Genomic DNA, 23,835 nt, shown 5'->3' on the forward strand with positions numbered 1-23,835 from the left:
CGCCGACCAGCCAACGTACAGGCCCATATTGACGACTCACGACAAGGAGCGTTCTCATGACACGGGCTGCCCTGGATATTGAGAATCTGTACGCCTGGCACCGAGAGTTCCCGCTCTTGCGCGGTTTGAATTTGCAGGTCGCTTCCGGCGAAATCTGCACTGTCTTGAGCCGCAACCGGGCCGGCCGCAGTGCCATGCTACGCGCCATCGTGGGTTTAACGGATAGCCGCCGCGGCTCCATCCGTATCCAGGGCACCGAAGCCATTCACCTGAACCAGCATCAGCTGGCAGATCTGGGCGTGGGTTACAGCCCCTACGAACAAAGCATTTTTACCGGCTTGAGCTGCGAGGAAAACCTCCTGCTGCCACCTGCCATAGGAACAACCCTGGGTGGTGGAATGTCGCTGGTACAAATCTATGAACTATTGCCCAGTCTGGAGCAGCGTCGCCACCATATGGCTACCCACCTGTCTACTGGGGAACAAAAGATACTGGCGATTGCGCGCTTGCTGCGCACGGGTGTGAATCTGCTGCTTCTGGACAAGGTATCCGAGGGCTTGGCCCCGGTGCAGGCCCAGACACTAAGCAAGTTGATCTGCACGCTGCGCAATGAGGGCTACACCATTGTGCTGGCCGAACAATGCCCGCAATTCTCGGCAGAGTTCAGCGATCAGTTTCATGTGCTGGAACAAGGGCAAATTATCGAGCGATTCAGCCGCAACGAATTAAGCCATAAATACGAAGCCCTGCACGCACTCCTGAATGTATGAGCACTTGATTCGCCAAGCTCCAAACCTGCGTCTTCCCCCTACTTGTCCTTGCCTGGAAGGCAGGTACAGGATCTCAATAAACAGGCATCCCGAAAAGTGGAAAAACGCCCAGAAATAACCGGACGGGTTCCAAGGTTTTCCATTTCCGGGCTGTTACCAGGTGATGCGAAAAACAGACATAGCGGCCAAATTGGCTCAGCATGAATTCTGCTTACTTGATCTACAACAAGGTCAGGCGACCAACTACCTCTGAAGCTTGCTTTGGATCAAATCCGCGGACCCAGCCCTCATGCACTCTGTAGGCTTTACACACACCTACGGAGCTCCTATGAAATCCCGCCACTTGATTCCAGGTCTGCACCTGTCCTTGCTTGCTGTTGGACTGGCCGCTGTTTTGTACGCGCCTCAAGGCCAAACACACGAAGCGGGTGATTTCTTGCTCAAAGGTGGCGTGACCTGGGTATCCCCAAAATCCAATAACGGCTCTGTGGCTGACGGCACCGTCAAGCTGGACGTAGGCAATAATGCTCGCCCCAGCTTCTCGCTGACCTACATGGCCACCCGCAATATTGGTATTGAGCTGCTGGGCGCTTTCCCCTTCCAGCACAATATCGACAGCAATCTGGGTCGTATCGGCAAGACTAAGCACTTGCCCCCAACCCTGAGTCTGCAATACCACTTCCTGCCTGACAGCGACTTCCAGCCCTACGTGGGCGTGGGCGTGAACTACACCATGTTCTTTGACACCGAGTCGCGCGGTGCTCTGGCGGGTTCCGACCTGAAGCTGAAAAACAGCTGGGGTTTTGCTGCCCAGGTCGGTGTGGATTACAAGCTGGACAAGAACTGGTTCCTGAATGCTGACGTACGTTACATCAGCATCCGCCCAGACGTGAAGCTGAACGGCCAGTCCATTGGCAAAGCCAAGCTTGACCCCGTGGTTGCCACCATCGGGGTCGGCTACCGCTTCTAAGCTGTCGCCTCTTCCTGCTCGCGTTTGCCCTGCCCCAAGCCCAGATAGCTTTCTATCACTCGGGGATTATGAGCCAGGTCAGACGCGGGCCCTTGCAGCACCACATCGCCCGTCTCCAGAACATAACCGTAGTCAGCCACTTGCAAAGCGGCACGCGCATTTTGCTCGACCAGCAAGATGGCCACGCCGGTACTGCGCAGTCGGGCAATGATCATGAAGATCTCCCGCACCACACGCGGCGCCAGGCCCAGACTGGGTTCATCCAGCATCAGCACTTTGGGTTGCGCCATCAAGGCACGGCCTACGGCCAGCATCTGCCGCTCCCCACCTGACAAAGTCCCTGCCAGCTGTGTACGACGCTCTTTCAAGCGGGGAAACAAGGTGTAGACCTTGTCCATGGTGTCGCGCCAACCGGGATGGCGGGCACGATACAGGCGAAAACCGCCCAGCAGCAGATTGTCTTCTACTGTCATGCTGCCAAACAGCTCGCGGCGCTCTGGCACCAGGGAAATACCGGCCGCAACACGACGCTCCACTTCCCAATGGCTGATCTCCTGCCCTTCGTACTGCACCGAGCCTGTGCTGCGGCCCACGCTGGGCAAAGAACCCATCATGGCATTGAGCAAAGTGGACTTACCGGCGCCGTTGGCACCAATCACGGTCACAATGCTGCCGGCACGCACGTCCAGGCTGGCCCCCATCACGGCACTGACTTTGCCGTACTGAGCCGCCAGATTGTCTACCTTCAAAATAATGTCTTTCGATTGTGCCGAACTCATAACGCTGCTCCTGCCGAGGCGGGCTCATTGACCTGATCCAGATCCAGGTCGTCATCAATACCACCCAGGTAGGCTTCCAGCACGGCTGGATTTTCCTGAATTTCCTTGGGCAAACCTTCGGCCAGCTTGGTGCCAAAGTCCATGACCACCAGCTTGTCCGTCAAATTCATGACAAAGTCCATGTCATGCTCCACCAGCAGAATGCTCATGCCTTCGCTACGCAGCTGATCCAGCACTTTGGCCAGTTCCTGCTTTTCCTTGTAGCGCAAGCCGGCAGCCGGTTCGTCCAGCAGCAAAAGCAGCGGATCAGAAGCCAGAGCACGGGCAATTTCCAGAATACGCTGTTGGCCCAGGGCCAGATTGCCCGCCTCTTCGTACAGGTAGTCACCCAGACCCACACGCTGCAGCTGAACAGCCGCTTCGTGCAACAGCTCGGCTTCGCTGCGACGCTCGGTATGCAGGACAGCGGACACTACACCGACATTCCGACGCAAGTGAGCGCCCAGTGCCACGTTCTCCAACACAGTCATCGTTGGCAGCAACTGCACGTGCTGGAAGGTACGGCCCACTCCCAGACGAGAAATCTCGCGTGCAGGTTTGCCATCAATCCGCTGCCCCAGAAAGCTGACCTGACCACTGGTGGCCGACAGCACGCCGGTAATCAGATTAAAGGTCGTGCTCTTGCCCGCACCGTTAGGACCGATCAGGCCCATGATCTGACCTGCATTCAAGGTGAAGCTGATGTCATTCACAGCGACCAGGCCACCGAACTCCTTGCGGATCTTGTTCACTTCCAGAACCAGCGAACCGGCCTGCGGACGCTCACGCTGCGGCAAAGCCTCGGCTTGTGGAGGAGCAGCCTGATGACGCTTCTGTGCACCGAAAACCTGTTCCCAAGCCTTTTGCAGAATGGGCCACAAACCGTCGCGCGCGTACTGCAAGATCAGAACCATCAAGATGCCGAAAACGATCAGCTCGAAGTTGATGTCGGTATTGAGCAGTTTGGGCAACCAGTTCTGCAACTGGTCTTTCAGGCTCAGCACCAGGGCTGAACCCAGAACGGCACCCCAGACACTGCCAGCTCCGCCCAACACGGCCATGAACAGATATTCAATACCGTAGTTCAAACCGAAGGGGCTGGGCGAGACAGCGCGCTGGTAGTGCGCGTAGAGCCAACCGGACACACAAGCCAGCAAAGCGGCGTAAACGAACACGATGACCTTGTAATTGGCCATGTTCACACCAAAGGACTCGGCCATGCCGCTGCCATGCTTCAGAGCGCGAATAGCACGTCCGGGACGGGAGTTCAGCAAGTTACGCGTACCCCACATGGCCAGCAAGGCAAAGGCCCAGATCAGGTAGTAAATATCCCGACCGGAGGACAGGGAAATACCGAAGAACTCCAAAGGAGCAATACCGGAAATACCATCGTACTGACCCAGAAACTCCAGATTGCCGAACAGGTAGTACAAGGCCAGGCCCCAGGCCAAGGTACACAGAGGCAGGAAGTGTCCGGACAAACGCAGTGTGATCGCGCCCAGAATGTAGGCCACCATCATGGTAATGGCCATGCCAATCAGCAGATTGAACCAGGGCGACCAGCCCAGGCGAGCCGTCAGGTACGCCGTAGTGTATGCACCCAGGCCCACAAATGCAGCCTGACCAAAAGAAGTCAGACCACCCACGCCAGTCAACAACACCAGACCCAGCACGACCAAGCTGGTCAAACCAATATAGTTAAGCTGGGTAATCCAGAACTCGGGCGTTGCGCCCAGCTGCGGCAAAACCAATAGAACCGCAATAAATAGTAGCGTCAGCCAGTGTCTCATGTGATTTACTCCTCATCATCCACGTGCTTGCTACCGAAGGAGCGCCACAACAACACCGGTATCACCATGGTAAATACAATAACTTCTTTGTAGGCACTGGCCCAGAAAGAGGAAAACGCTTCCAGTACACCCAGGAACAAAGCGCCCAGCAGGGTGACGGGATAGCTGATCAGGCCGCCAAAGATTGCAGCCACAAAGCCTTTAAGACCAATCAAAAAGCCCGTGTCGTAGTAGATGGTCGTTACAGGCGCAATCAGCATGCCTGACAAGGCACCGATGGCCGCAGCCAGAGTGAAGGTCAGGGATCCGGACATATTGGTACTGATACCCACCAGACGGGCACCACGACGGTTCACCGCCGTTGCACGCAGGGCGCGACCGTAAAGGGTCTTACCAAAAAAGCCCCACAAGGCCAGAATCAGGACCACGCAGGCGCCCATCACAAAGAAGGTTTGAGCGGACCAGCTCACTGCACCCAGGGACACTTCACCTTCCATGAAGGGAGGCGTGCGCCAGCCTTCCGGACCGAAGAACACCAGGCCCAGACCCGTCAGCGCGAAGTGCACGGCGACCGAGGTAATCAGCAGCACCAGCACACTGGCTTCGGCGATAGGCTGGTATACCAGGCGGTAGACCATAGGGCCCAGAGGAATCACTACCGCCAGCGAGAACAGCACGGCCACCCACAATGGCAGCTCCGAGCTGACAATGGCGGGAGCGGCAAAGTAAACCGCGACAGGGATCACGATATTGACCAGAAACTTGCGGGGCATGCCGGCCAGGCTGCGGCTGCGCAAGGCAGAGAGCAACTCCAGCAAGAACACCAGCGCACCGGCGATCAATAGCAAAATAACGGTTCCCGGCATGCGGCCATTGACCACAAAGGCCAGGGTCAAGGCGCCAAAGGTGACGAACTCACCTTGCGGGATAAAGATAACGCGGGTAACCAGGAAAACCAGAACCAGGGCGAGCCCGAGCAAAGCATAGATGGCGCCATTCAATATGCCATCCTGCAACAAAATTAAAGCGATGGTGGTATCCATGTCGGACAACATCCTGTACAACAAAAAGGGCAAAGGGCTTACGGCAAACGCAGGCCTGTAGCGGGAACGGGTGCCAGGCTCAGCCAGCACCCGCCTTGGAAAAAACCGGCTCTTGAGCCGGTTTTTGCCTGTCAGATATTACAGATCAGGCTGATACGTCCATTTACCGTCGACCACTTTCACAATCACGTGGGCACGCTTGTCCAGACCGGCGTGGTCCGTTGCAGACATATTGAACACACCTTGGGAAGCAGCCAGTTCCTTGGTTTGCTCCAGAGCATCACGCAGGGCTGCGCGGAACTCGGGGGTACCTGGCTTGGCGCCGGACTTCAGGGCTTCCGGAATGGCTTCGGTCACGAGCAGACCGGCATCCCACATATGGCCACCAAAGGTATTGATGGAGCCAGCGCCGTATTTGGCTTCGTATTTTTCCTTGTAGTCCATGGCGGTCTTTTTCACCGAGCTGCTGTCAGGCAGTTGTTCGGCAACCAGCAATGGACCGGCTGGCAAGATCATGTCGTTACAGTCTTTGCCACACACACGCAGCACGTCGCTGTTGGCGGCACCGTGTGTCTGGTAAATGATGCCAGCGTAGCCGCGACCTTTCAGTTCGCGCTGGGGCAAGGCAACAGGGGTACCGGACCCGGCGATCAGAACGGCATCAGGCTTGGTGCCCAGCAACTTCAGAACCTGACCGGTCACGCTGGTGTCGTTACGGCCATAGCGCTCGGCGCCCAGCACTTTGATGCCTTTGGCTTGAGCGGCTTCGGTAATCACGTTCAGCCAGCCGTCACCGTAGGCGTCGTTGTAACCGATAAAGCCCAGGGTTTTGACGTTCTGCTTGACCATGGCATCAGCCAGAGCACCGGCCATCAACTGGTCATTCTGAGGAGTCTTGAACACCCAGGTACGGGCGCCTTCCACAGGATCAACAATCTTGGCGTTGGCGGCCACACTGATCATGGGAGTCTTGGTTTCGCCGGCAACGTCCACCATGGCCAGGGAACCGGGGGTCACGGAAGTACCGATCACCACGTCCACTTTGTCATCGGTGATCAGTTTGCGCATATTGCGTACGGCTACGGTGGTATCGGTTGCATCGTCCAGAACGATGTACTCGATTTTCTGGCCGGCCACTTCAGTAGGCAGCAGGCTGACTGTGTTGCGCTCAGGAATGCCCAGCGAGGCCGCCGGTCCTGTCGCTGCCACCGTCACACCCACCTTGATCTGCGCGGACACGGCCACGGGCAGGCTCAAGGCCAGGGCTGCAGCCAATGTCGTCAGGCGACCAGTAGTAATGCAGTTCATCCTTTTCTCCCAAATTTTGTTCATTGTTGTGGACCGACTCAACGGTCAAAAAATCGTAATACAGATAATCACCAGCACATACCAGAAACGTATCAAGTCACGAGAATTTCAGATATTGGTGTTTACCTTAAATATTAAAAGTTTAAATAGTGCACTAACTAAAGTGATAGCTCACTAATTAAGTGCCCTGTACCGCGATTTTCTTCACTGGAGAGCCCACTGGAGGTCAGGAAGATCTGCACTTTGGAACCCTCTGTTCCAAACGCACTCTAATTGTCGATTACTATGTAGGACTGCACCTCCTGTAGGCATTGAACTGTTTTTCATAAGGCAGCACACGTGGAAAAAGTACGTAAAACAGACGCTGAGTGGCGCGCCCAGCTCAGCCCCGAAGAATTCTATGTCACCCGTCAGAAAGGGACGGAGCGCCCCTTTACCGGCCGCTACTGGGACACCACCACGCCCGGCATCTACCGCTGCGTCGGTTGCGGCACGCCCCTGTTTGCCTCGGACACGAAGTTTGATGCCGGTTGCGGCTGGCCCAGCTACTTCACGCCCCTGAACCCGGACAATGTGCGCGAGGAGCTGGATACCAGTCACGGCATGCGCCGTACCGAAGTGCTTTGCAATATCTGCGATGCTCATTTGGGGCACGTCTTTGAAGACGGTCCCCCACCCACTGGGCTACGATATTGCATTAACTCTCTATCCATGACTTTTGAACCCGAAGCATGAAGAAGCTCTTATTTGATCTATTCCCGCTCGTACTGTTCTTTCTGGCGTTTCGCTTCTCCGACATTTATGTCGCCACCGGCGTGGCCATGGCCGCCTCGGTCCTCCAGATACTGTGGCTGAAGCTCACCAGCAAGGCGATCGAGACCTCGCACTGGATCAATCTGGCCGTCATTGTGGTCTTTGGCGGTGCCACCCTGTTTTTCCACAATGATGTCTTCATCCGCTGGAAACCCACGGTGCTGTACTGGATCTTTGCTCTGGTGCTGCTGGGCGGACGTTACCTGATGCATCGCAATCTGATGCAAAAATTCATGGGCACCCATCTGGTCTTGCCCGGCCATGTCTGGGACAAATTAAACCTGGTCTGGGCGAGCTTTTTTGTCGCCATGGGCCTGGTCAATCTGTACGTTGCCTTCTCGGGCCACTTTACCGAATCCCAATGGGTCAACTTCAAGGCTTTCGGCCTGCTGGGTTTGATGCTGGTGTTTGTCGTTGCCCAATCCTTGTGGCTGGGCCGCTACCTGCAAGACTCTTCCGACAACTCCACTCCCCCAAAATCTTGATTTCGCCATGACAGACGCACTTGCTTCCCTGATTCACGAACGGCTCCAGGCACTGGAGCCGTCGGAACTGGACATCATCAATGAGTCCCATCTGCACGCTGGCCACGCCGGTGCACAAGGTGGTGCAAGCCACTTTCGGGTGATCATCGCCTCGAAACAATTTGATGGAATTTCAACACTGGCACGACACAGACTTGTGTATGATCGCGTCCACGATCTAATGCCTTTCCCGATTCACGCATTGGCTATTCAAGCCAAAACCACCGCTTAAGGATGCTCATGAAACGTATTGCCGCATTTGCCCTGACCTGCGCTATGGCTGCTCCCGTCTATGCACAGACGATTGCCACCGTAAACGGCAAAAACCTCACGCAAAAAGACCTGGATCAGTTCGTCGCCGTTCTGGTCGAGCAAGGCGCCAAGGACTCGCCCGAGCTGCGTGAGCAAGTCAAACAGGAAATGGTCAACCGTCTGGCTGTGGTGCAAGCCGCTGAAAAAGCCGGTATCGACAAGACCAACCAGGTTCAGCAAGAGCTGGAACTGGCCCGCCAGAGCATTCTGGTCCGTGCCCTGATGGCTGACTACCTGAAAAAGAACCCCGTCACCGACGCTGACCTGACCAAGGAATACAACACCATCAAGGCGATGGAAGAAGGTCAGCAGGAATACAAGGTGCGCCACATTCTGGTCAAGGACGAGGCTGCCGCCAAAGATTTGCTGGCCAAGATCAAGTCCAAGAAAATCAGCTTTGCTGATGCCGCCAAGAAAGACTCCATCGACACCGGCAGCGGTCAGCAAGGCGGCGATCTGGGCTGGGCTCCTAGCTCCACCTACGTGCCCGAGTTCGCTCAGGCTGTAGAGAAGATGAAAAAAGGCGAGCTGAGCGCTGCGCCTGTGCAGTCGCAGTTTGGCTGGCACATCATCCAGGTGGACGATGCTCGCCCTGTGACCTTCCCCGCCATGGCCGAAGTGAAGCCTCAGCTGGAAGAAATGCTGCGTCAGCGCAAGCTGGCCGAGTACCAGCAGAAAATCCTGAAAGAAGCCAATATCAAGTAATGGCTCTGCAGGCCGCTTTATCATCCCGATAAGGCGGCTGGCAGGAAAGACAAATATGGCGCCTCAAGGGCGCCATATTTGTTTGTAGTGCAGGTCGTTCATGCGGTAATTAAAAGCCCAGATCACTGCTGAACCACCACCAGGACTATTCAACGCGCATTAAAACAAAAGGCAGTGCGTGCTTAGCGCACTGCCTAAAAGTCGAAAAATAGCTACCAGAGCAAATATCCTGCTGACTCATAGACTCTTGGCAAAAAAGCTAAGCCTGCAAGGTGGCAGAACTTCACTTCTTCCCCCTGCGCTATTCACCCGCCAGTAAAGCCAGGAACTGGGCTTCGTCCAAAATAGTCACGCCCAACTCCTGCGCCTTGGTGAGCTTGGAACCCGCCTCTGCACCTGCCAGCACATAGGCCGTCTTTTTGGAGACCGAGCCACTGGCCTTGCCACCTGCTTCCAATACACGGCGTGTAGCCTCGTCGCGGCTCATGCTAGGCAGCGTACCCGTAATGACCACCGTTTTGCCCGCCAACGGCAGATTAGCGCTATTGGCGCGGGCTTGCGCCTGTTGAGGAGTCACCCCAGCCGCCAGCAGCGCATCTAGGGCCTCACGATTATGCGGCTCCTGGAAAAAGTGCCGCACGGAAGCCGCTACAACCGGGCCCACCTCATTGACTTGCAGCAGCGCTTCTTCATCAGCCTGCTCCAATGCCTGCAAGGAGCCAAAATGCTGTGCCAGATCGCGCGCCGTGGTCTCACCCACATGGCGAATGCCCAAGGCGTAAATCAAGCGATTCAAAGCCGGCTCGCGCACCTTATCAATCGCCTCGATCAGATTCTCGGCCGATTTGCGTCCCATACGCTCCAGTAGCACCAGTTTTTCAACTTGCAGCTTGAAGATATCGGCCAAGGTACGCACCAGCCCGGTTTCCACCAACTGATCCACCAGCTTTTCACCCAAGCCTTCAATATCCAGCGCTTTACGGCTGGCGGCGTGAATCAGGGTTTGCTTGCGCTGGGCAGGACAAATCAGACCACCAGTACAACGCCAGGCAGACTCCCCTTCCAGACGCTCCAGTGCCGACTGACAAGCCGGACACTCCTTGACCATCTCGAAAGGCACGCTGCTCTCGGGACGCTGCTCCAACACCACAGCAACCACTTCAGGGATAACATCACCAGCACGGCGTACCACGACGGTATCGCCCGCTCGCACATCTTTGCGACGCACTTCGTCTTCGTTATGCAGCGTGGCATTAGTGACTGTGACACCGCCCACAAACACCGGCTTCAAACGTGCGACAGGTGTGACAACCCCGGTACGGCCTACTTGAAACTCGATACTCTCCACACGCGTCATTTCTTCTTGCGCGGGGAATTTATGAGCAACGGCAAAGCGCGGCGCACGGGCCACATAGCCCAGAACACGCTGCGCAGCCAAAGAGTTGACCTTGTAGACCACACCGTCAATTTCAAAGGGCAAATCGGGGCGACGTTGCTGGGTTTCACCATAAAAATCCAGTAGGCCCTGCACGCCCTTCACGACTTTACGGTCGCGGCTCAAGGGCATACCCAGACTTTCCAGCCAGTCCATCATGCCCGATTGAGTATCACGAGGCAGTGCCTCGCCAGCGGGTTCCGCAAACAAGGCACTTTGTGGCTGATTCGCGGCAGGCATGGGGCTGACTTCACCCCAACCATAGGCGAAAAAGCGCAAAGGCCGTTTAGCGGTTATTTTCGGGTCCAGCTGACGCAAGCTGCCTGCGGCCGCATTGCGCGGATTCACAAATACTTTCTCGCCACGCTTGGTCTGGTTCTCGTTCAGGCGCTCAAAGTCCGCCCGGTTCATCAGAACCTCGCCTCGCACCTCCAGCACGGCAGGCAATTGTGCCGCATCGCCACGCAAGCGCAGAGGAATGGACTTGATGGTGCGAATATTGCTGGTGACGTCCTCGCCCGTGGTGCCATCACCGCGAGTCGATGCCTGTACCAACAGACCTTGCTCATAGCGCAAGCTGATCGCCAGGCCGTCAAACTTGTATTCGGCCAGATAATCTACCCGACGGTCCAGTCCCACCACACCTGCCTCGACCAGAGTATCGGCGACACGCTTGTCAAAGGCCTGAACTTCTTCAGCATCAAAGGCATTACCCAAGGACAGCATGGGGACAGCGTGCTGAACCGTATCAAAACCATCCAGAGGCGCTGCACCCACGCGCTGCGTGGGCGAGTCTGGGGTAATCCATTCCGGGTGCTCGGCTTCCAACGCCAGCAGCTCGTTCATCAATGCGTCGTATTGCGCGTCCGAAATGCTGGGCGCATCCTGAACGTAATAGGCCCAGTTATGCTGGGCCAGTTCTTCATGTAACTGCTGTACTCGCTTCAAACTCACGAAAAAATCCTGCCTGTACGTTCTTGGCCTGCTGTAAAGCCAGCCTGCTCCAGGCGTTCGTACAGATTACTTAGTTGTTCATCAATGTTTTGATCGGTGCTCTCGGGCAAGGGGCGACCTTGATCATCCAGCACCACGCCGTCCAGACGGCTGGCCAGATCACGGGCCACCGTTGCCATGCGGCTGAAGGCATGATCGTCCGCCGGGCTGTTGGGCAAATCCAGCAGCAAGTCGATACGCTCAATGCTGGCCGACTGAATATCTTTGGGCTGGACACCATCGAACATGGCGGTGAAACGAGGCTGTCCCGAATCTGCCAACCAGGCCAGTTGCTGGCCAAAGGGCAGAAAGCCGGCATCCTTGACCATTTGAATCACGGACGAGGCAGGCATGGGGCCAGGCAAGCGCACCGACACGCCCACCAGGGCATCCAGATCAGCGCAGGTATTATCCAGGGCAGCCGCACGACGCAGCACATCATCCTGTTCCGGACCTTCTACCGAACCATCAAACTGCTGTGCCAGCGCTTGCGCAGCCATCCAGACCTGCGACCACTCGATCGCCGACAAGGGGCCACTACGGTTGGCCAGCAAAACGGCAATCTGCATGCTGGCGTAGGACTCGCCCGAACGCAGGCGAGCACGATGACCGCCCCCTTCGCATTCCGCGAAATAACGCACAGGCTTGGCACCGGTACGCGATACCGATTGCAAGGCCTGAGCCAGATCCTGAGCATCCACGGGCTGGCTGAAACTGATATCGATAACGGCCTCGGTCGTGCAGTCGGCCTCGGCCGCATCGTGCTCACCGTCAGCAGACGCAGAATCGCCGCCACGCGTCATGCTGGGCTCGCGGCGTTCCAGCTCGGTGAGCTGGCTCATCAAGGGATCGGTATCCCCATCCGGGAATTGGCTTTGCATCTGCTGGCGCACTCGGCGGTCTTGCCACCAGTTAAAGACCACCACGAGCAAGATGAGCAAAATGCCCAATAAAATCAGTGCGATTTGCAAATCACTCATTGTCAGTTCCGTCGAATCAACACTAGCGGATTAAAAAAAACAGGCTTACACACTGCTCATTTGCATGGCAGCGTCTACGTCCACTGCCACAATTCGGGATACACCTTGCTCTTGCATGGTGACCCCGATCAGTTGTTTGGCCATCTGCATGGCAATTTTATTGTGAGAAATAAATAAAAACTGGGTTTGGTCACTCATGCTGGCCACCAGATTGGCATAGCGTTCGGTATTCGCATCATCCAGTGGCGCATCCACCTCGTCCAGCAAACAAAAGGGCGCGGGATTGAGCTTGAAGAAGGCAAAAACCAGCGCAGTCGCTGTCAATGCCTTTTCACCACCAGAGAGCAAATGAATCGTGCTATTGCGCTTGCCTGGTGGCTGAGCCATGACCTGCACCCCAGCTTCCAGCACTTCATCGCCCACCATCGTCAGTTTAGCCTCTCCACCACCAAATAGCCTTGGGAAAAGCTCGCCAAAGTGCTGATTAACGATGTTGAATGTTTCCATGAGCAACTGGCGCGTCTCGCGGTCAATCTTGCGAATCGCATCTTCCAGGGTCTCGATGGCATCACTCAAATCTTTATGCTGAGCATCCAGATAGGTCTTGCGTTCCTGGGCCGTAGTCAGCTCCTCAAGGGCCGCCAGGTTCACCGGACCCAGGCCTTCAATCTGGCGCGAGATACGCTGCACTTCAGACTGCAACCAGCCCACACGCTGCCATTCCGGTGTCTTTTGCTGTAACAAGCTCCACAGTTCGGAACGGTTCACCTTTCTGCTGTCCAGCTGTTCAGCAAACTGTTCGACCGCCAGACGCGACGCTTGTTCCTGCAACTGCAATTCAGTGACTTGCTCGCGCAAGGGTGCCAGATTCTTTTCGTTCTCGGCACGAGCCTGTTCATGCTCACGCAATTGGGCAGCCAGCGTATCGAGTTGAATTTTTGCCAGACGAACGGCTTCTTCACGTTCGGCACGCAACTCCAGGGCATCTTGCAAACCGGCTTGTGCAGCGGAAGCATCCAGATCCAGCAGTTCGCCTTGCAAACCTTCCAGCTGACCGGCTGTGCGTTGTGCCTGCTCCTGCGCCAGGGCCAGATTGCGCTGCAGTTCGGCCATGCGCTGCACCAAAGCACGCTCGGCAAACTGGGCATCATGCACGGCGCGCTCACGCTCGTGTACGGTACGACGGGCCTGTTCTGCCTGTTCAGCGCCCTTCTCGCCTTCCATCTGCGCTTCGGCAAACACGCCCTGATGTTCAGCCAGCTCTTCATCCAGCGTTTCAAAGCGGGCCTCGAACTCCTCGCGGTTCGCCTGCAGCTCTTCGCGCTGTACTGCCAGTTCTTCCAGCTCTTCGTTGATGCGGCTACCACGCTCTTGCGACTGCTGCGCCTGTTGGGCCAACTTGGAGTGCTCCAGCTGCACATCGTGCATCCGAGCTGTCAGCTCGCCCACGCGGGCTCGGGCCGGAACCAGGCCGTTACGCACTTGCTGCAAGGCCATTTCGGCCTGGGTGCTGGTATGGCCCAGTTCATCGACAATCAGTTGAGCGCCGCGCAGCTCGCGCTCCAGATGAGCAATTTCCTGCTGACGTGCCAGCATCCCGGCTTGTTCGGAGTCGGGTGCATAAAAGCGAATGCTGTGCTTATCCACCAAATGGCCGTCACGCACCACGATTGCCATTTGATCTGTCAGTTGATCGCGCAAGCTCAGGGCCTGCTTCAAATCCTGACAGACATAAACCTGGTGCAACCAATTATCCAGCAAGCTGCGCAAGCCATCCTCTTGCTGTCGCAACACCGAAGTCAACAAGGGTAAATCCAGGACAGGCTTGGCCGGCGCTCCCGCTTCGGGCAACTGATAAAAACTTAAACGGGCCGGCGGTGCATCACTGGCGAAAGCAGCGGCCATATCCAGGCGACGCAGCTCCAAGGCCGTCATGCGCTCGCGCAGCACAGCCTCCAGCGCGGTTTCCCAGCCTTTTTCCACGTCCAGGCTTTGCCATAGACGCTTCATGCTCTCCAGTCCATGCTTGGCCAGCCAGGGCTCCAGAGTTCCCTTGCGCGCCACATCCTCCTGCAAACGACTCAAGGCCAGATGACGTGCTTCCAGACGGGCCATATCCTGCCCGCCTTGCAAGGCTTGCTCCTGCGCCTTCTTGCGCTCCTCTTCCAGTCGAGGAAGCTGGGCCTCCAGATGCTGCATATGTTCCTGAGCTTGCTGCAACTGATTTTGCAGCATGTTCAGATCGCCTTGCAGGCGCTCCAGATTGTCCGGGTCCGGGGCATTGAGTTCGCGCAATTCCTGCTTCAAGCGCTCCTGACGCTGCTCCACACCTTGGATCTGACGGTCGGCATCACGCTGCGATTGCGCAGCCAGGGCCAAATTCTGTTCCAGACGCGCCAAAGCCATGCGCATTTCGTCCCGACGCTGGGCCTGTTCGCGTACACGCAGCTCCAGATCGGGCAAGGCGCCTTGCGCCTCCTCCAGCAGAATCTGTAATTCTTCCAGCTTTACCGCGGCTTCTTCGCGTTGCTGTTCGCTATTTTCCAGCTCCAGCTGGCAGTGTTCCTGTTGTTCAATCCAGTCGTGCTGCTGTTGTTCCAGCTGCTCGCGGCGCTGCGCCATACGGCTACGCGAATCCAGCACGTGGCGAATTTCTGCTTCCAGGCTGGACACTTGAGAGCCCGCCTCATACAACTGGCTTTGCGCCAGATGCAAGGCATCGCCAGCCTGTAAATGAGCTTGTCGCTGCGACTCCAACGTGGATTCGGCATGCCGCAAACCGGCAATGGATTCCTCCAGCTTGGTCTGAGCCTGTTCAATCGCCAGGAAACGGGCTTTTTGATCGCTCTGTGCATTGGACTCTTTCAGCAGCCACAGCAGGTTTTGCTTGAGCTCACCGTCTTGCTGCAAGTCACGATACTGGCGTGCCACTTCGGCCTGCGCCTGCAATTTCTCCAGCTGCGCATCCAGTTCTCTTTGAATGTCTTCCACTCGCAGCAGGTTTTCACGGGTATCGCGCAAGCGGCTTTCTGTTTCGCGGCGACGCTCCTTGTAGCGCGACACGCCTGCGGCTTCTTCCAGAAACACACGCAGTTCTTCCGGCTTGGCTTCAATCAGGCGGTTGATCATGCCCTGCCCGATGATGGCGTAACCCCGCGCCCCCAAGCCCGTACCCAGGAAGATGTCGTGAATATCACGCCGACGAACCGCCTGATTGTTCAGAAAGTAGCTGCTGGTCCCGTCCCGGCTCAGGACACGCCGTACCGAGATCTCGGCATAGGTGCTCCACTGCCCCGAGGCCCGCCCTTCAGAATTATCGAAAACCAGCTCAACCGATGCGCGGCCCGCCGGTTTGCGTTGCGAGGAGCCATTGAAAATCACGTCCTGCATGGACTCGCCACGCAGCTCGGAGGCTTTGCTCTCGCCCAGCACCCAGCGCACCGCATCGATGATGTTGGATTTTCCACAGCCGTTGGGCCCGACAACGCCAACCAACTGACTGGGAGTTGGGATGGAGGTCGGGTCCACAAAGGATTTGAAACCAGCTAGTTTGATCTGGGTTAGACGCACAGGGTAGAAGTCAGCTCAGAAAAGACCAATTTGAACACGCGCACAGGCGCATCTTGATCTGCCCGGCACCGCGAGTCGTATGATACCGCAGCACCTGCCACCCACAGCAAAACACGCCAAAAAACAAATGAAAACCACGGCACGGCTGCTGGGATGATAAGGCAGTAAACTCCCCCTTGCCGTCAAGTCCTGTTTACCCTGCTTGGCAAGCAGGACAAGAGTGTCAGACAGGGCATTTACAATAGCGCTTTGCCAGCGCCCGCCCGGCCAGAAAACCCGCGCAGACAGATAGCCGCAATGAATTTCTGATACCACTGCCCCCGCAGTCCCTGTTATTCTTGCTCCCCATCTCTCTTCGTAAATTTCACACCGGCTCAGGCTTGGTCAGAAAAACCATGAGGAGCCGCCTTGAAAAAGCTCCCCAGGCCTGACACCTGGCTTTGATTCGTGCTCTGCAGTCCCGAGACTGCACCTGTGGGCACACGTATTCGGGATGTATTTTGAATAAAGGATTTTATCTGGTCATGGCCGCGCAGGCATTGTCGTCAGTTGCCGACAATGCCTTGCTGATTGCCGCCATCGCCCTGATCGCTGACCTGCACGGACCTATCTGGATGGTCCCCATGATGAAATGGTGGTTTGCGCTGTCCTACGTGCTATTGGCCGCTTTTGTAGGGGCCTTTGCCGACTCGTATCCCAAGGGCCGGGTGATGTTCGCCACCAATGCCATCAAGCTGATAGGCTGTATGTTGATGTTCTGCCACCAGTACTTTGGCATGAACGACTCCCAGCAGCTGGTTCTGGTCTTTATCTCCTACACCCTGGTAGGTATCGGTGCTGCTGCCTACTCTCCCGCCAAATACGGCATCGTCACCGAAATGCTCAAGCCCGAACAGCTGGTCAAGGGCAATAGCTGGATTGAAGGGCTGACCGTTCTGTCCATTATCGGCGGCACCGTGCTGGGCGGTATTCTGATCAACCCGTCGATCGCCAGTTCACTGGCCGAACACCCCCTGATTGCACCTTTGGCCCAGACGCGTGCCGAAGTCGCTATCTTGCTGATTTCCTTTATCTACCTGTCGGCAGCGCTGTGCAACCTGCTGATTCCCCGCACCAATATCGACTACCCGCCCCAACAAAAGAACCCCATTTTGCTGCTCAAGGAATTCCGTACCTACGTACATATTCTGTGGCGTGACAAGCTGGGCCAGATCTCGCTGGCAGTAACCACTTTATTCTGGGGTGCCGGTGCCACGCTGCAATTCATTGTGATCGAATGGGGCGCTCAGCATCTGGGCTACCGTCTGGACCAGGCCTCGGTTCTGATGGGCGTGGCCGCATTGGGTACGGTCTTTGGCGCCGTTTTTGCGGCCCGCGTTCCCTTGAAGAAATCACTGGCCGTTCTGCCAGTGGGCGTGGCAATGGGCTTTGTGGTTCTGCTCATGCCTTTGGTGCACGAGAAATGGGCGGTCTACACCCTGCTGATGGGCATCGGCGGCTTGTCCGGCTTTTTCGTCGTTCCCATGAATGCCCTGCTCCAACATCGTGGCCACGTCATGTTGTCGGCCGGTCATTCCATTGCCGTGCAGAACTTCAATGAACAGCTGAACATTCTGTTCATGCTGGCGCTGTACAGCCTGCTGTTGTGGCTGCGTTTGCCCATCAACTACATCATTGTGTTCTTTGGCCTGATGGTAGCGTCCTTGATGACGGTATTCATCATCTGGAAAAACGCCAATCTACGCGCGCATCCCGAGCTGGAAGCCTGCATAGGCCAGGAAGGTCATGGGCAGGCCTTGACGGCTAAGTAAGGGACAGCCCCAAAAAGGCACTACACCCCAAAAGTTGGACATGAATCCAATCTTTGGGGTGTTTTTCCATGATGACGTCTGACGAGGCAACTCAGCGCTAAAAGCCGCCTGCAAGAACTGAGATCAGGACTGGCCCTGCAACTCGCGAAGCAAGGACAAATCCCGCCAGGCATTGGCTTTGTGCTGCGGGCGCAGCAACAGCGAGGCAGGATGATAAGTCACCACCAAAGGCAGGCTACGACCCTGGGCATCGGTATACGTCAGGGCCTGGCCCCGCAAAGCCTCCAGATCTTCATCACGACCACTTAGTGCCACCGCCGCCAAATGGCCAACGGCCAGCAAGCGACGGGGCTGTACCAAGCGAATTTGTGCATCCAGAAAGGCACGACACGCGGCCAGCTCTTCTTGGGTGGGTGGACGGTTGCCCAAGGGGCGGCATTTCACCAGATGCGTTTTATAGACCGAAGCATCAGGAATCGCGCTGTTAAGCATGGCTTGCAAAAGCAGACCGGCTTTGCCATCAAAAGGCTGGGCGCTGCGATCATCGCTGGTGCCCGGCGCTTCACCAATAATCATCCAGTCCGGCTCGGACAAGAGCTCTGAACCAAATACCACTTGAGCGCGGCCCGTATGCAAACCGCATTCCTGACAAGCCTGTACCTGCTCCAGCAAGCTGGCCATATCCTGGGCTTTTTCGGGCTGAATCAGTACAGCAGGCCGCTGAACCACTTCCTCCACAGGAGCCGCTGCAACAGGTCGAGCGCCGGATTTACGCAAAACCGCCAGCGCCTGATCACGCGCCGACATGGCATCAGTAGCCGCTGCGGGAGCTGAAACAGGCGCAGGGCTGCCTGCATCATCCAGATTTCGGCCTGCAAACTGAGCCGTCTGCGGGGCCGCTGCAGCCTCTTGCGCAGGGGCTGCTGCTATGGCTGCGGATTGCCCAAGCGGCTGTGCCTGCGGCAGACGCGCCAGAAAAGCACGCTCCAGCCCCAACTCCAAAAGCCAGGTGCGTTGCAGAGGGGAGATAGGCTGAAAATCGATCATGCCCCAGCCCTGCTGGCCAGGTTCAGACTCATCAAGACCGCGTCTTCACGCAGTCCATCGCCTAGCGGATAGTAGTTTTTACGCAGGCCATCCGCCTTGAAACCGTACTTCTGATACAGGCCGATAGCCGGAGCATTCGAAGCTCGCACTTCCAGAACCACGCGCTCCAGTTGATGCTGACGAGCCCACTGCAGGCCGTCGTCCAGCAATTGCCAAGCCAGACCGCGCCGCTGCTGTTCAGGGGCCACCCCAATCAGCAAAAGCTCAATCATATCGGGAGCTTGCAGCCAAACGGCATAGCCTTGCACCTGGCCTTGTTTGTGAATGATCCGGGAGCAGTACGCGCTATTGCCCAGGGCATCCGTGAAGTTGCCTGCCGTCCAGGGATGGCTTTCCACACGACGCTCAATATCCAGCACGGCGGACACATGCCCGGCCTGCATGGCTTCAATTTGTAGAGGTTGATCCAGAGCCGCAGGGTTTCCACCCAAGCCCTGCTCACGCTCCTGAATGGTGTAAGCGACTTTCTCGCGCACATACAGCGGCATGGCCAGATCCGGGGAGATACCCCGCCCTTCGTCCAGATCATGCAAAGCCAAATGCGCCACGCTGGCACCTGTTGCACGCCATGCCTGACCCACCTCCCAGCCCTGTGCTAGAACAGCTGGGGCCAGATCAGGAAACTGCTCCAATGCGTCACCGACGACTTGAATAGGCTGCTGCTCTGCGATCAAACCTTCAGCCTGCAAACGGGCGATCCAGGTAGTGACCTGCGCGGCATCCAGCAAGACCGGGCTTTGCAGCACAGACCAGGACTTCTCAGCTGCCCAGCAGTAGACAGCCGCGTAGACCTCTTGCATGCGCGCATCCTGTGCCACCACATAGGCTGTGCCTTCTACCGGCGTACCGCAAGCAGCAGCCGCCAGTAAGGAGGAAACGGGCAGCACCGGCAGGTCCAGAGCAAAAGCCATACCTTGAGCTACACCACAGGCCACGCGCAGGCCGGTAAAACCACCAGGGCCTTGGCCGAAAGCAATCGCCGTCAGGGCGTGCCTATCCAGACCGGCCTGCTCCAGCAGTTGCTCGGCCATGGGCAAAAGGCGTTCGGCATGATCGCCAGTCCCCTCGTGGCTCAGCTCCACCAGCGAAATACCCGCTTGGGTGCGAGACAACAAGGTCAGTTCACAGAGATTGGAGGAAGTCTCCAGGGCAAGAATATGTGCATCCATCGCGCTATTTTAGTTTAAGCAGACTCAAAATAGGCAGCTCCCTGGGATCGGACAAGGACAAAGCAGTCCACCATGGAATTTCGGGTGTATTTGCCCTCTGGCCGCTCTTTTTTTGACCTGACTCAAGCCGGGCTGTCAAACTATTTGCCACCATATAATCTTCTGTGAAGCCAGTCCAAATCCGCTGCAAGGCGCATAAATAGTACAAAACGCTTAATGTGTAATATTTTTCTACACCCCCCTATACGCGGTTTCTGATGCCTGTTACATTTTCGCTATGAATACGCCGACCCCCCCCCTCACCCGCAAAATCCTTGTCGTTGACGACGATCCCCGGCTGCGCGATTTATTGCGCCGCTACTTGTCTGAACAAGGGTTCAACGTTTTCGTCGCCGAAGACGGTAAAGAAATGGCCAAACTCTGGCAACGCGAGCATTTCGATCTGCTGGTACTGGATCTGATGCTGCCAGGCGAGGATGGCCTGTCCATCTGTCGTCGGCTGCGCGGCGGACACGACAACACTCCCATCATCATGCTCACAGCCAAGGCCGAAGAAATCGACCGTATCGTGGGCCTGGAGATGGGCGCCGATGACTACCTCATCAAACCTTTCAACCCCCGCGAACTGCTAGCCCGTGTCAACGCTATCTTGCGACGCCGTGGTACCGAGGAACACCCCGGCGCACCTAGTCAGGAAAATGAATCGATCGAGTTCGGCCCCTATGTGCTGAACCTGTCCACACGAACACTGACACGCAACAACGAAGTCGTCCCCATCACAACGGGCGAGTTCTCCGTGCTGAAGGTGTTTGCCCGTCATCCCAAGATCCCCTTGTCGCGCGACAAACTGATGGAACTGGCGCGTGGCCGCGAATACGAAGCTTTTGACCGCAGCCTGGACGTGCAGATTTCGCGTCTGCGCAAGCTGATCGAACCCAATGCCTCCAAGCCCGTGTTCATTCAAACGGTCTGGGGTCTGGGCTACGTTTTTGTTCCAGACGGCGGTAACTGACCTTGTCTTCCGGTCAGCAAGAAGGGCGGCCCGCCGTGGCCGCCCAACGCCGAGCAACAAAAAACTCAAGTATCCGGCTGGGTTTATTCAGCCGGTCTTTTTTATTGCTCGCAGCGTTGATGCTCGTCAGCCTGGGTGCCTGGCTGCAAGTATTCTTCAGTATGGAAGAAGGCCCACGCGCAGCCCAAATGGCGCAGCGCGTGGCGTCCATTGTCAGCATCACCCGCTCGGCCCTGGTGTACGCGCCCCCGGCGGTACGCCCTGCCCTGTTGCTGGATCTGGCCACCAAGGAAAGTCTGCGCGTGCAACCACGCGAGAACACGGACGAACTGGAACCCCTGCCACGCTCCAACTACTGGCAGCACGTCTCTACCGAAGTGCGTGGCGCACTGGGCAGCCAGACTTTGATCATGTGGTCGGTCAACAGCGTGCCGGGCATCTGGGTTTCCTTTGATATCAATGAAGATCAGTATTGGCTGGTCTTTGATCGCGAACAATTAAGTCTGACTGCCGGCGTGGAATGGCTTGGCTGGGGCGCTACCGCCTTGCTGCTGGCCTTGATTGGTGCCGCTGTCAGTGTGCGTTTTGTGAACCGGCCTTTGGCTCAGTTGGCCAAAGTGGCTCAGCAACTGGCCCGTGGCGAGACCCCAAGTACCCTGCCTGAAAAAGGTCCGGTTGAAATCCGCGACATGAATATCGCCTTTAACCGCATGGCGCGCGACATTCGCCAGACGGAGGCCGATAGAGAAATCATGCTGGCCGGTATTTCGCACGACTTGCGCACACCGCTGGCGCGCATGCGTCTGGAAATTGAATTAAGCCAGGTCTCGGACGAAACCCGCGCCGCCATTGACGAGGACCTGGCCCAGATTGACCACAGTATTGGTCAGTTGATGGAGTACGCCCGTCCCGCTACGGCAGTCCCTGAACATGGCATTGATGTTTCCGCCGTGCTCAATGACGTCTACGAACGCGAACGCACGCATACAGAATCGCTGGGTGGAATTTTGACGGCCTCCGTCGAACCCAATCTGTATGCTCGCATCAGCGCGCACGACTTGAAGCGTATCGTCTCCAACCTGATCGAAAATGCCCGTCGCTATGGACGCAGTCCTGAGGATGATCGGGCACGCATTGAGCTGTCGGCGCATCAGCATGGCAATATTCTGGTGATTGCCGTCAAGGATCAGGGAGCCGGTATTGAAAAGGGCGATATCCAGCGCCTGCTGCGCCCCTTCTCGCGCGGCGTCTCTGCACGCACAGGCGTCAGTGGCGCAGGCTTGGGACTGGCTATTGTGGAGCGTTTGCTGGGACAAGTCGGAGGTCACTTCGAGCTGGTCAGTGCGCCGTCCGAGGGCTTGACCGCGCGCATTCAATTGCCCCGCATCCGTGCCAGTCGTAATGCACCTGGAACGCAAGGCGATAAAGACACCAAAGCCATCTGAGTACCTTGAGCCTTAGGCAGGGGATAGCCCCCCTTGCCCAAGGCCGGGTTCAGTCCCAAGCCGATCAAGCACGGTACAACAGGGCGACTGAGGTCACCGCAATCCCTTCCTGGCGTCCCACAAAACCGATCGCCTCGTTTGTTTTACCCTTGATGTTCACACTGCCGGGTTCCAATTGCAGATCGGCCTCGATATTGGCCACCATCGCCGGAGCATGTGGTGCGATCTTGGGTTTTTGCGCATGAATCGTGGCATCCACATTGCCTACCAACCAGCCCGCCGCGCGTACCTGCTCATAAGCATGACGCAGCAGCACTCGACTATCGGCACCCTTGTATTTTGGGTCCGTGTCCGGAAAGTGACGCCCAATATCTCCCAGACCCGCCGCCCCCAAAATCGCATCGGTAATGGCGTGCAGCAAGGCATCGGCATCCGAATGCCCCATCAGGCCATGCGTATGCGGAATGGTGACGCCGCCCAGAATCAAAGGCCGGCCTTCGCACAGCACATGCACATCAAAACCTTGTCCTACGCGAATCGGCATGCTCATAACCATTTCTCCATCAATTCAAAATCTTCAGGCCAGGTGACTTTAAAATTCCGCGCCGAACCCAATATCAATAAGGGTTGGCTGCCCGTCAACTCCATGGCGCTGGCCTCATCCGTCACCGCAAAACCCTGTTCTTTAGCCGCTAGCAGAGCCTCACGCAAAGTATGGGCAGGAAACAGCTGGGGAGTCTGCGCTAACCACAGTCCATCTCTGTCCACTGTTCCCTGCACCGCGACCGGCTCGGCGGGCGTTGCGCGCTTGACGGTATCAGGCACGGGTAAAGCCAGCAAGCCACCGCGTTGCGCCTGCAAGCAGGCATCAATCAGGCGCGCCAAAGCCTTCCTGGGCAAACCGGGACGAGCAGCGTCGTGAACCAGAGCCCAGGCTTGTTCGTCCTTATCCAGGCTCTGCAAGGTATTGAGCACCGTTTCTGCTCGCGTTTCTCCACCACAAGGCAGACAAATCGTGCGCGGCAAGCCTTCCAGGGCGGCGGCGGCCCAGGTATCACCGGGGGCCACGGCCACCCGCACCTGGCTGATGCGCTCATCAGCCAGCAAAGCCTGTACCGAGCGGCGCAACATGGGCTGCCCACCCAGCAAACGGTATTGCTTGGGCAAGCCTTGCGCCTTCGTGGCAGAATCCAGGGCGCGCGAGCCAATACCGGCGGCTGGAACAATTGCAATCAAGGTAGTCTTCATAGGTGGGTGATT

Annotated in this window: 20 protein-coding genes; 9 read left to right on the forward strand and 11 right to left on the reverse strand. The window is 56.9% G+C overall.

Translation table 11 applies throughout. From position 1 onward, the window contains the following. Window positions 1-56 precede the first annotated feature (56 nt). Complete coding sequence (locus tag NBV64_RS13155; protein WP_009456627.1) at window positions 57-770, forward strand: ATP-binding cassette domain-containing protein; 714 nt, start codon at window positions 57-59, stop codon at window positions 768-770. A 328-nt stretch (window positions 771-1,098) separates the two neighbouring features. Next, the gene (locus NBV64_RS13160) at window positions 1,099-1,740 is read left to right on the forward strand and encodes an OmpW/AlkL family protein (RefSeq protein WP_009456629.1); all 642 of its coding nucleotides are present in this window, start codon (window positions 1,099-1,101) and stop codon (window positions 1,738-1,740) included. Here NBV64_RS13160 and NBV64_RS13165 read toward each other — a convergent pair. From NBV64_RS13165 to NBV64_RS13180, 4 genes are all read right to left on the reverse strand, one after another. Further along, window positions 1,737-2,519, reverse strand: coding sequence for an ABC transporter ATP-binding protein (locus NBV64_RS13165; protein ID WP_250755921.1), 783 nt, complete (start codon window positions 2,517-2,519; stop codon window positions 1,737-1,739). The two genes, NBV64_RS13160 and NBV64_RS13165, sit on opposite strands and share 4 nt — an antisense overlap. After that, the gene (locus NBV64_RS13170) at window positions 2,516-4,348 is read right to left on the reverse strand and encodes a branched-chain amino acid ABC transporter ATP-binding protein/permease (RefSeq protein ID WP_021446877.1); all 1,833 of its coding nucleotides are present in this window, start codon (window positions 4,346-4,348) and stop codon (window positions 2,516-2,518) included. Before NBV64_RS13170 ends, NBV64_RS13165 begins: the two co-directional genes overlap by 4 nt. A 5-nt stretch (window positions 4,349-4,353) precedes the next feature. After that, on the reverse strand, window positions 4,354-5,391 hold the full coding sequence (locus NBV64_RS13175; protein WP_035272757.1) for a branched-chain amino acid ABC transporter permease: 1,038 nt from the start codon (window positions 5,389-5,391) through the stop codon (window positions 4,354-4,356). A gap of 138 nt (window positions 5,392-5,529) precedes the next feature. Continuing rightward, the gene (locus NBV64_RS13180) at window positions 5,530-6,699 is read right to left on the reverse strand and encodes an ABC transporter substrate-binding protein (protein WP_009456635.1); all 1,170 of its coding nucleotides are present in this window, start codon (window positions 6,697-6,699) and stop codon (window positions 5,530-5,532) included. A 339-nt stretch (window positions 6,700-7,038) separates the two neighbouring features. Between NBV64_RS13180 and msrB the strand changes: the two genes are divergently transcribed. Genes msrB through NBV64_RS13200 form a run of 4 tightly spaced genes read left to right on the forward strand, consistent with a single transcriptional unit; the run spans window position 7,039 to window position 9,053 of the window. Next, window positions 7,039-7,434: a peptide-methionine (R)-S-oxide reductase MsrB gene (gene msrB / locus NBV64_RS13185; protein ID WP_239054505.1), complete on the forward strand. Its 396-nt coding sequence runs from the start codon at window positions 7,039-7,041 to the stop codon at window positions 7,432-7,434. Then, entirely contained in the window at window positions 7,431-7,997 is a 567-nt protein-coding gene (locus NBV64_RS13190) for a septation protein A (protein ID WP_009456639.1), read from the forward strand. Before msrB ends, NBV64_RS13190 begins: the two co-directional genes overlap by 4 nt. Before the next feature lie 7 nt (window positions 7,998-8,004). Beyond that, window positions 8,005-8,268: a BolA family protein gene (locus tag NBV64_RS13195; protein ID WP_009456641.1), complete on the forward strand. Its 264-nt coding sequence runs from the start codon at window positions 8,005-8,007 to the stop codon at window positions 8,266-8,268. Window positions 8,269-8,276: 8 nt separating this feature from the next. Next, window positions 8,277-9,053: a peptidylprolyl isomerase gene (locus NBV64_RS13200; RefSeq protein WP_009456643.1), complete on the forward strand. Its 777-nt coding sequence runs from the start codon at window positions 8,277-8,279 to the stop codon at window positions 9,051-9,053. Window positions 9,054-9,354: 301 nt separating this feature from the next. Here NBV64_RS13200 and ligA read toward each other — a convergent pair whose 3' ends face one another. The 3 genes from ligA to smc are packed head-to-tail and all read right to left on the reverse strand — an operon-like array spanning window position 9,355 to window position 16,031. Beyond that, window positions 9,355-11,442, reverse strand: a complete 2,088-nt coding sequence (gene ligA / locus NBV64_RS13205) for an NAD-dependent DNA ligase LigA (RefSeq protein ID WP_250755922.1) — start codon at window positions 11,440-11,442, stop codon at window positions 9,355-9,357. Then, a complete protein-coding gene (locus NBV64_RS13210; protein ID WP_021446882.1) occupies window positions 11,439-12,461 on the reverse strand; it encodes a cell division protein ZipA C-terminal FtsZ-binding domain-containing protein in 1,023 nt (340 codons plus the stop codon). The genes ligA and NBV64_RS13210 overlap by 4 nt, the downstream gene beginning before the upstream one ends. A 45-nt stretch (window positions 12,462-12,506) precedes the next feature. Further along, window positions 12,507-16,031, reverse strand: coding sequence for a chromosome segregation protein SMC (gene smc, locus NBV64_RS13215; RefSeq protein WP_250755923.1), 3,525 nt, complete (start codon window positions 16,029-16,031; stop codon window positions 12,507-12,509). Window positions 16,032-16,531: 500 nt separating this feature from the next. Between smc and lplT the strand changes: the two genes are divergently transcribed. After that, complete coding sequence (lplT, locus tag NBV64_RS13220; protein WP_009456657.1) at window positions 16,532-17,842, forward strand: lysophospholipid transporter LplT; 1,311 nt, start codon at window positions 16,532-16,534, stop codon at window positions 17,840-17,842. A 123-nt stretch (window positions 17,843-17,965) separates the two neighbouring features. Here the strand turns inward: lplT and NBV64_RS13225 are convergent, their stop codons facing one another. Together NBV64_RS13225 and NBV64_RS13230 are read right to left on the reverse strand one after the other, a co-directional pair. After that, window positions 17,966-18,889: a uracil-DNA glycosylase gene (locus NBV64_RS13225; protein ID WP_250755924.1), complete on the reverse strand. Its 924-nt coding sequence runs from the start codon at window positions 18,887-18,889 to the stop codon at window positions 17,966-17,968. After that, window positions 18,886-20,118 carry a bifunctional tRNA (adenosine(37)-N6)-threonylcarbamoyltransferase complex dimerization subunit type 1 TsaB/ribosomal protein alanine acetyltransferase RimI gene (locus tag NBV64_RS13230; protein ID WP_009456661.1) on the reverse strand — a complete coding sequence of 411 codons (1,233 nt, stop codon included), beginning with the start codon at window positions 20,116-20,118 and terminating at the stop codon, window positions 18,886-18,888. Before NBV64_RS13230 ends, NBV64_RS13225 begins: the two co-directional genes overlap by 4 nt. A 277-nt stretch (window positions 20,119-20,395) precedes the next feature. Between NBV64_RS13230 and ompR the strand changes: the two genes are divergently transcribed. Together ompR and NBV64_RS13240 are read left to right on the forward strand one after the other, a co-directional pair. Continuing rightward, window positions 20,396-21,130 (forward strand): osmolarity response regulator transcription factor OmpR, encoded by a 735-nt coding sequence (ompR, locus tag NBV64_RS13235; RefSeq protein ID WP_003801024.1) that lies wholly within the window; start codon window positions 20,396-20,398, stop codon window positions 21,128-21,130. Window positions 21,131-21,249: 119 nt separating this feature from the next. Beyond that, window positions 21,250-22,575, forward strand: coding sequence for a sensor histidine kinase family protein (locus NBV64_RS13240; protein WP_009456663.1), 1,326 nt, complete (start codon window positions 21,250-21,252; stop codon window positions 22,573-22,575). 64 nt (window positions 22,576-22,639) lie between these two features. Here the strand turns inward: NBV64_RS13240 and ispF are convergent, their stop codons facing one another. Both ispF and ispD read right to left on the reverse strand, forming a co-directional pair. Next, on the reverse strand, window positions 22,640-23,125 hold the full coding sequence (gene ispF / locus NBV64_RS13245; RefSeq protein WP_021446886.1) for a 2-C-methyl-D-erythritol 2,4-cyclodiphosphate synthase: 486 nt from the start codon (window positions 23,123-23,125) through the stop codon (window positions 22,640-22,642). Continuing rightward, window positions 23,122-23,823 (reverse strand): 2-C-methyl-D-erythritol 4-phosphate cytidylyltransferase, encoded by a 702-nt coding sequence (gene ispD / locus NBV64_RS13250; RefSeq protein WP_009456665.1) that lies wholly within the window; start codon window positions 23,821-23,823, stop codon window positions 23,122-23,124. Before ispD ends, ispF begins: the two co-directional genes overlap by 4 nt. Between the last annotated feature and the right edge of the window lie 12 nt (window positions 23,824-23,835).

Source organism: Alcaligenes sp. DN25 (genome assembly GCF_023674485.1).
In the GTDB taxonomy this organism is placed as follows: Bacteria; Pseudomonadota; Gammaproteobacteria; order Burkholderiales; family Burkholderiaceae_B; genus Alcaligenes; species Alcaligenes phenolicus.

Bases quoted from the DNA above. Each gene is read 5' to 3' on its own strand.
- NBV64_RS13240 (WP_009456663.1), top strand. From the start codon at position 21,250: ATGCTCGTCAGCCTGGGTGCCTGGCTGCAAGTATTCTTCAGTATGGAA.
- NBV64_RS13230 (WP_009456661.1), bottom strand. From the start codon at position 20,118: ATGGATGCACATATTCTTGCCCTGGAGACTTCCTCCAATCTCTGTGAA.
- NBV64_RS13210 (WP_021446882.1), bottom strand. From the start codon at position 12,461: ATGAGTGATTTGCAAATCGCACTGATTTTATTGGGCATTTTGCTCATC.
- NBV64_RS13190 (WP_009456639.1), top strand. From the start codon at position 7,431: ATGAAGAAGCTCTTATTTGATCTATTCCCGCTCGTACTGTTCTTTCTG.
- NBV64_RS13200 (WP_009456643.1), top strand. From the start codon at position 8,277: ATGAAACGTATTGCCGCATTTGCCCTGACCTGCGCTATGGCTGCTCCC.
- ispF (WP_021446886.1), bottom strand. From the start codon at position 23,125: ATGAGCATGCCGATTCGCGTAGGACAAGGTTTTGATGTGCATGTGCTG.
- NBV64_RS13175 (WP_035272757.1), bottom strand. From the start codon at position 5,391: ATGGATACCACCATCGCTTTAATTTTGTTGCAGGATGGCATATTGAAT.
- NBV64_RS13155 (WP_009456627.1), top strand. From the start codon at position 57: ATGACACGGGCTGCCCTGGATATTGAGAATCTGTACGCCTGGCACCGA.
- ompR (WP_003801024.1), top strand. From the start codon at position 20,396: ATGAATACGCCGACCCCCCCCCTCACCCGCAAAATCCTTGTCGTTGAC.
- NBV64_RS13170 (WP_021446877.1), bottom strand. From the start codon at position 4,348: ATGAGACACTGGCTGACGCTACTATTTATTGCGGTTCTATTGGTTTTG.
- ispD (WP_009456665.1), bottom strand. From the start codon at position 23,823: ATGAAGACTACCTTGATTGCAATTGTTCCAGCCGCCGGTATTGGCTCG.
- NBV64_RS13180 (WP_009456635.1), bottom strand. From the start codon at position 6,699: ATGAACTGCATTACTACTGGTCGCCTGACGACATTGGCTGCAGCCCTG.
- NBV64_RS13165 (WP_250755921.1), bottom strand. From the start codon at position 2,519: ATGAGTTCGGCACAATCGAAAGACATTATTTTGAAGGTAGACAATCTG.
- NBV64_RS13160 (WP_009456629.1), top strand. From the start codon at position 1,099: ATGAAATCCCGCCACTTGATTCCAGGTCTGCACCTGTCCTTGCTTGCT.
- NBV64_RS13195 (WP_009456641.1), top strand. From the start codon at position 8,005: ATGACAGACGCACTTGCTTCCCTGATTCACGAACGGCTCCAGGCACTG.
- NBV64_RS13225 (WP_250755924.1), bottom strand. From the start codon at position 18,889: ATGATCGATTTTCAGCCTATCTCCCCTCTGCAACGCACCTGGCTTTTG.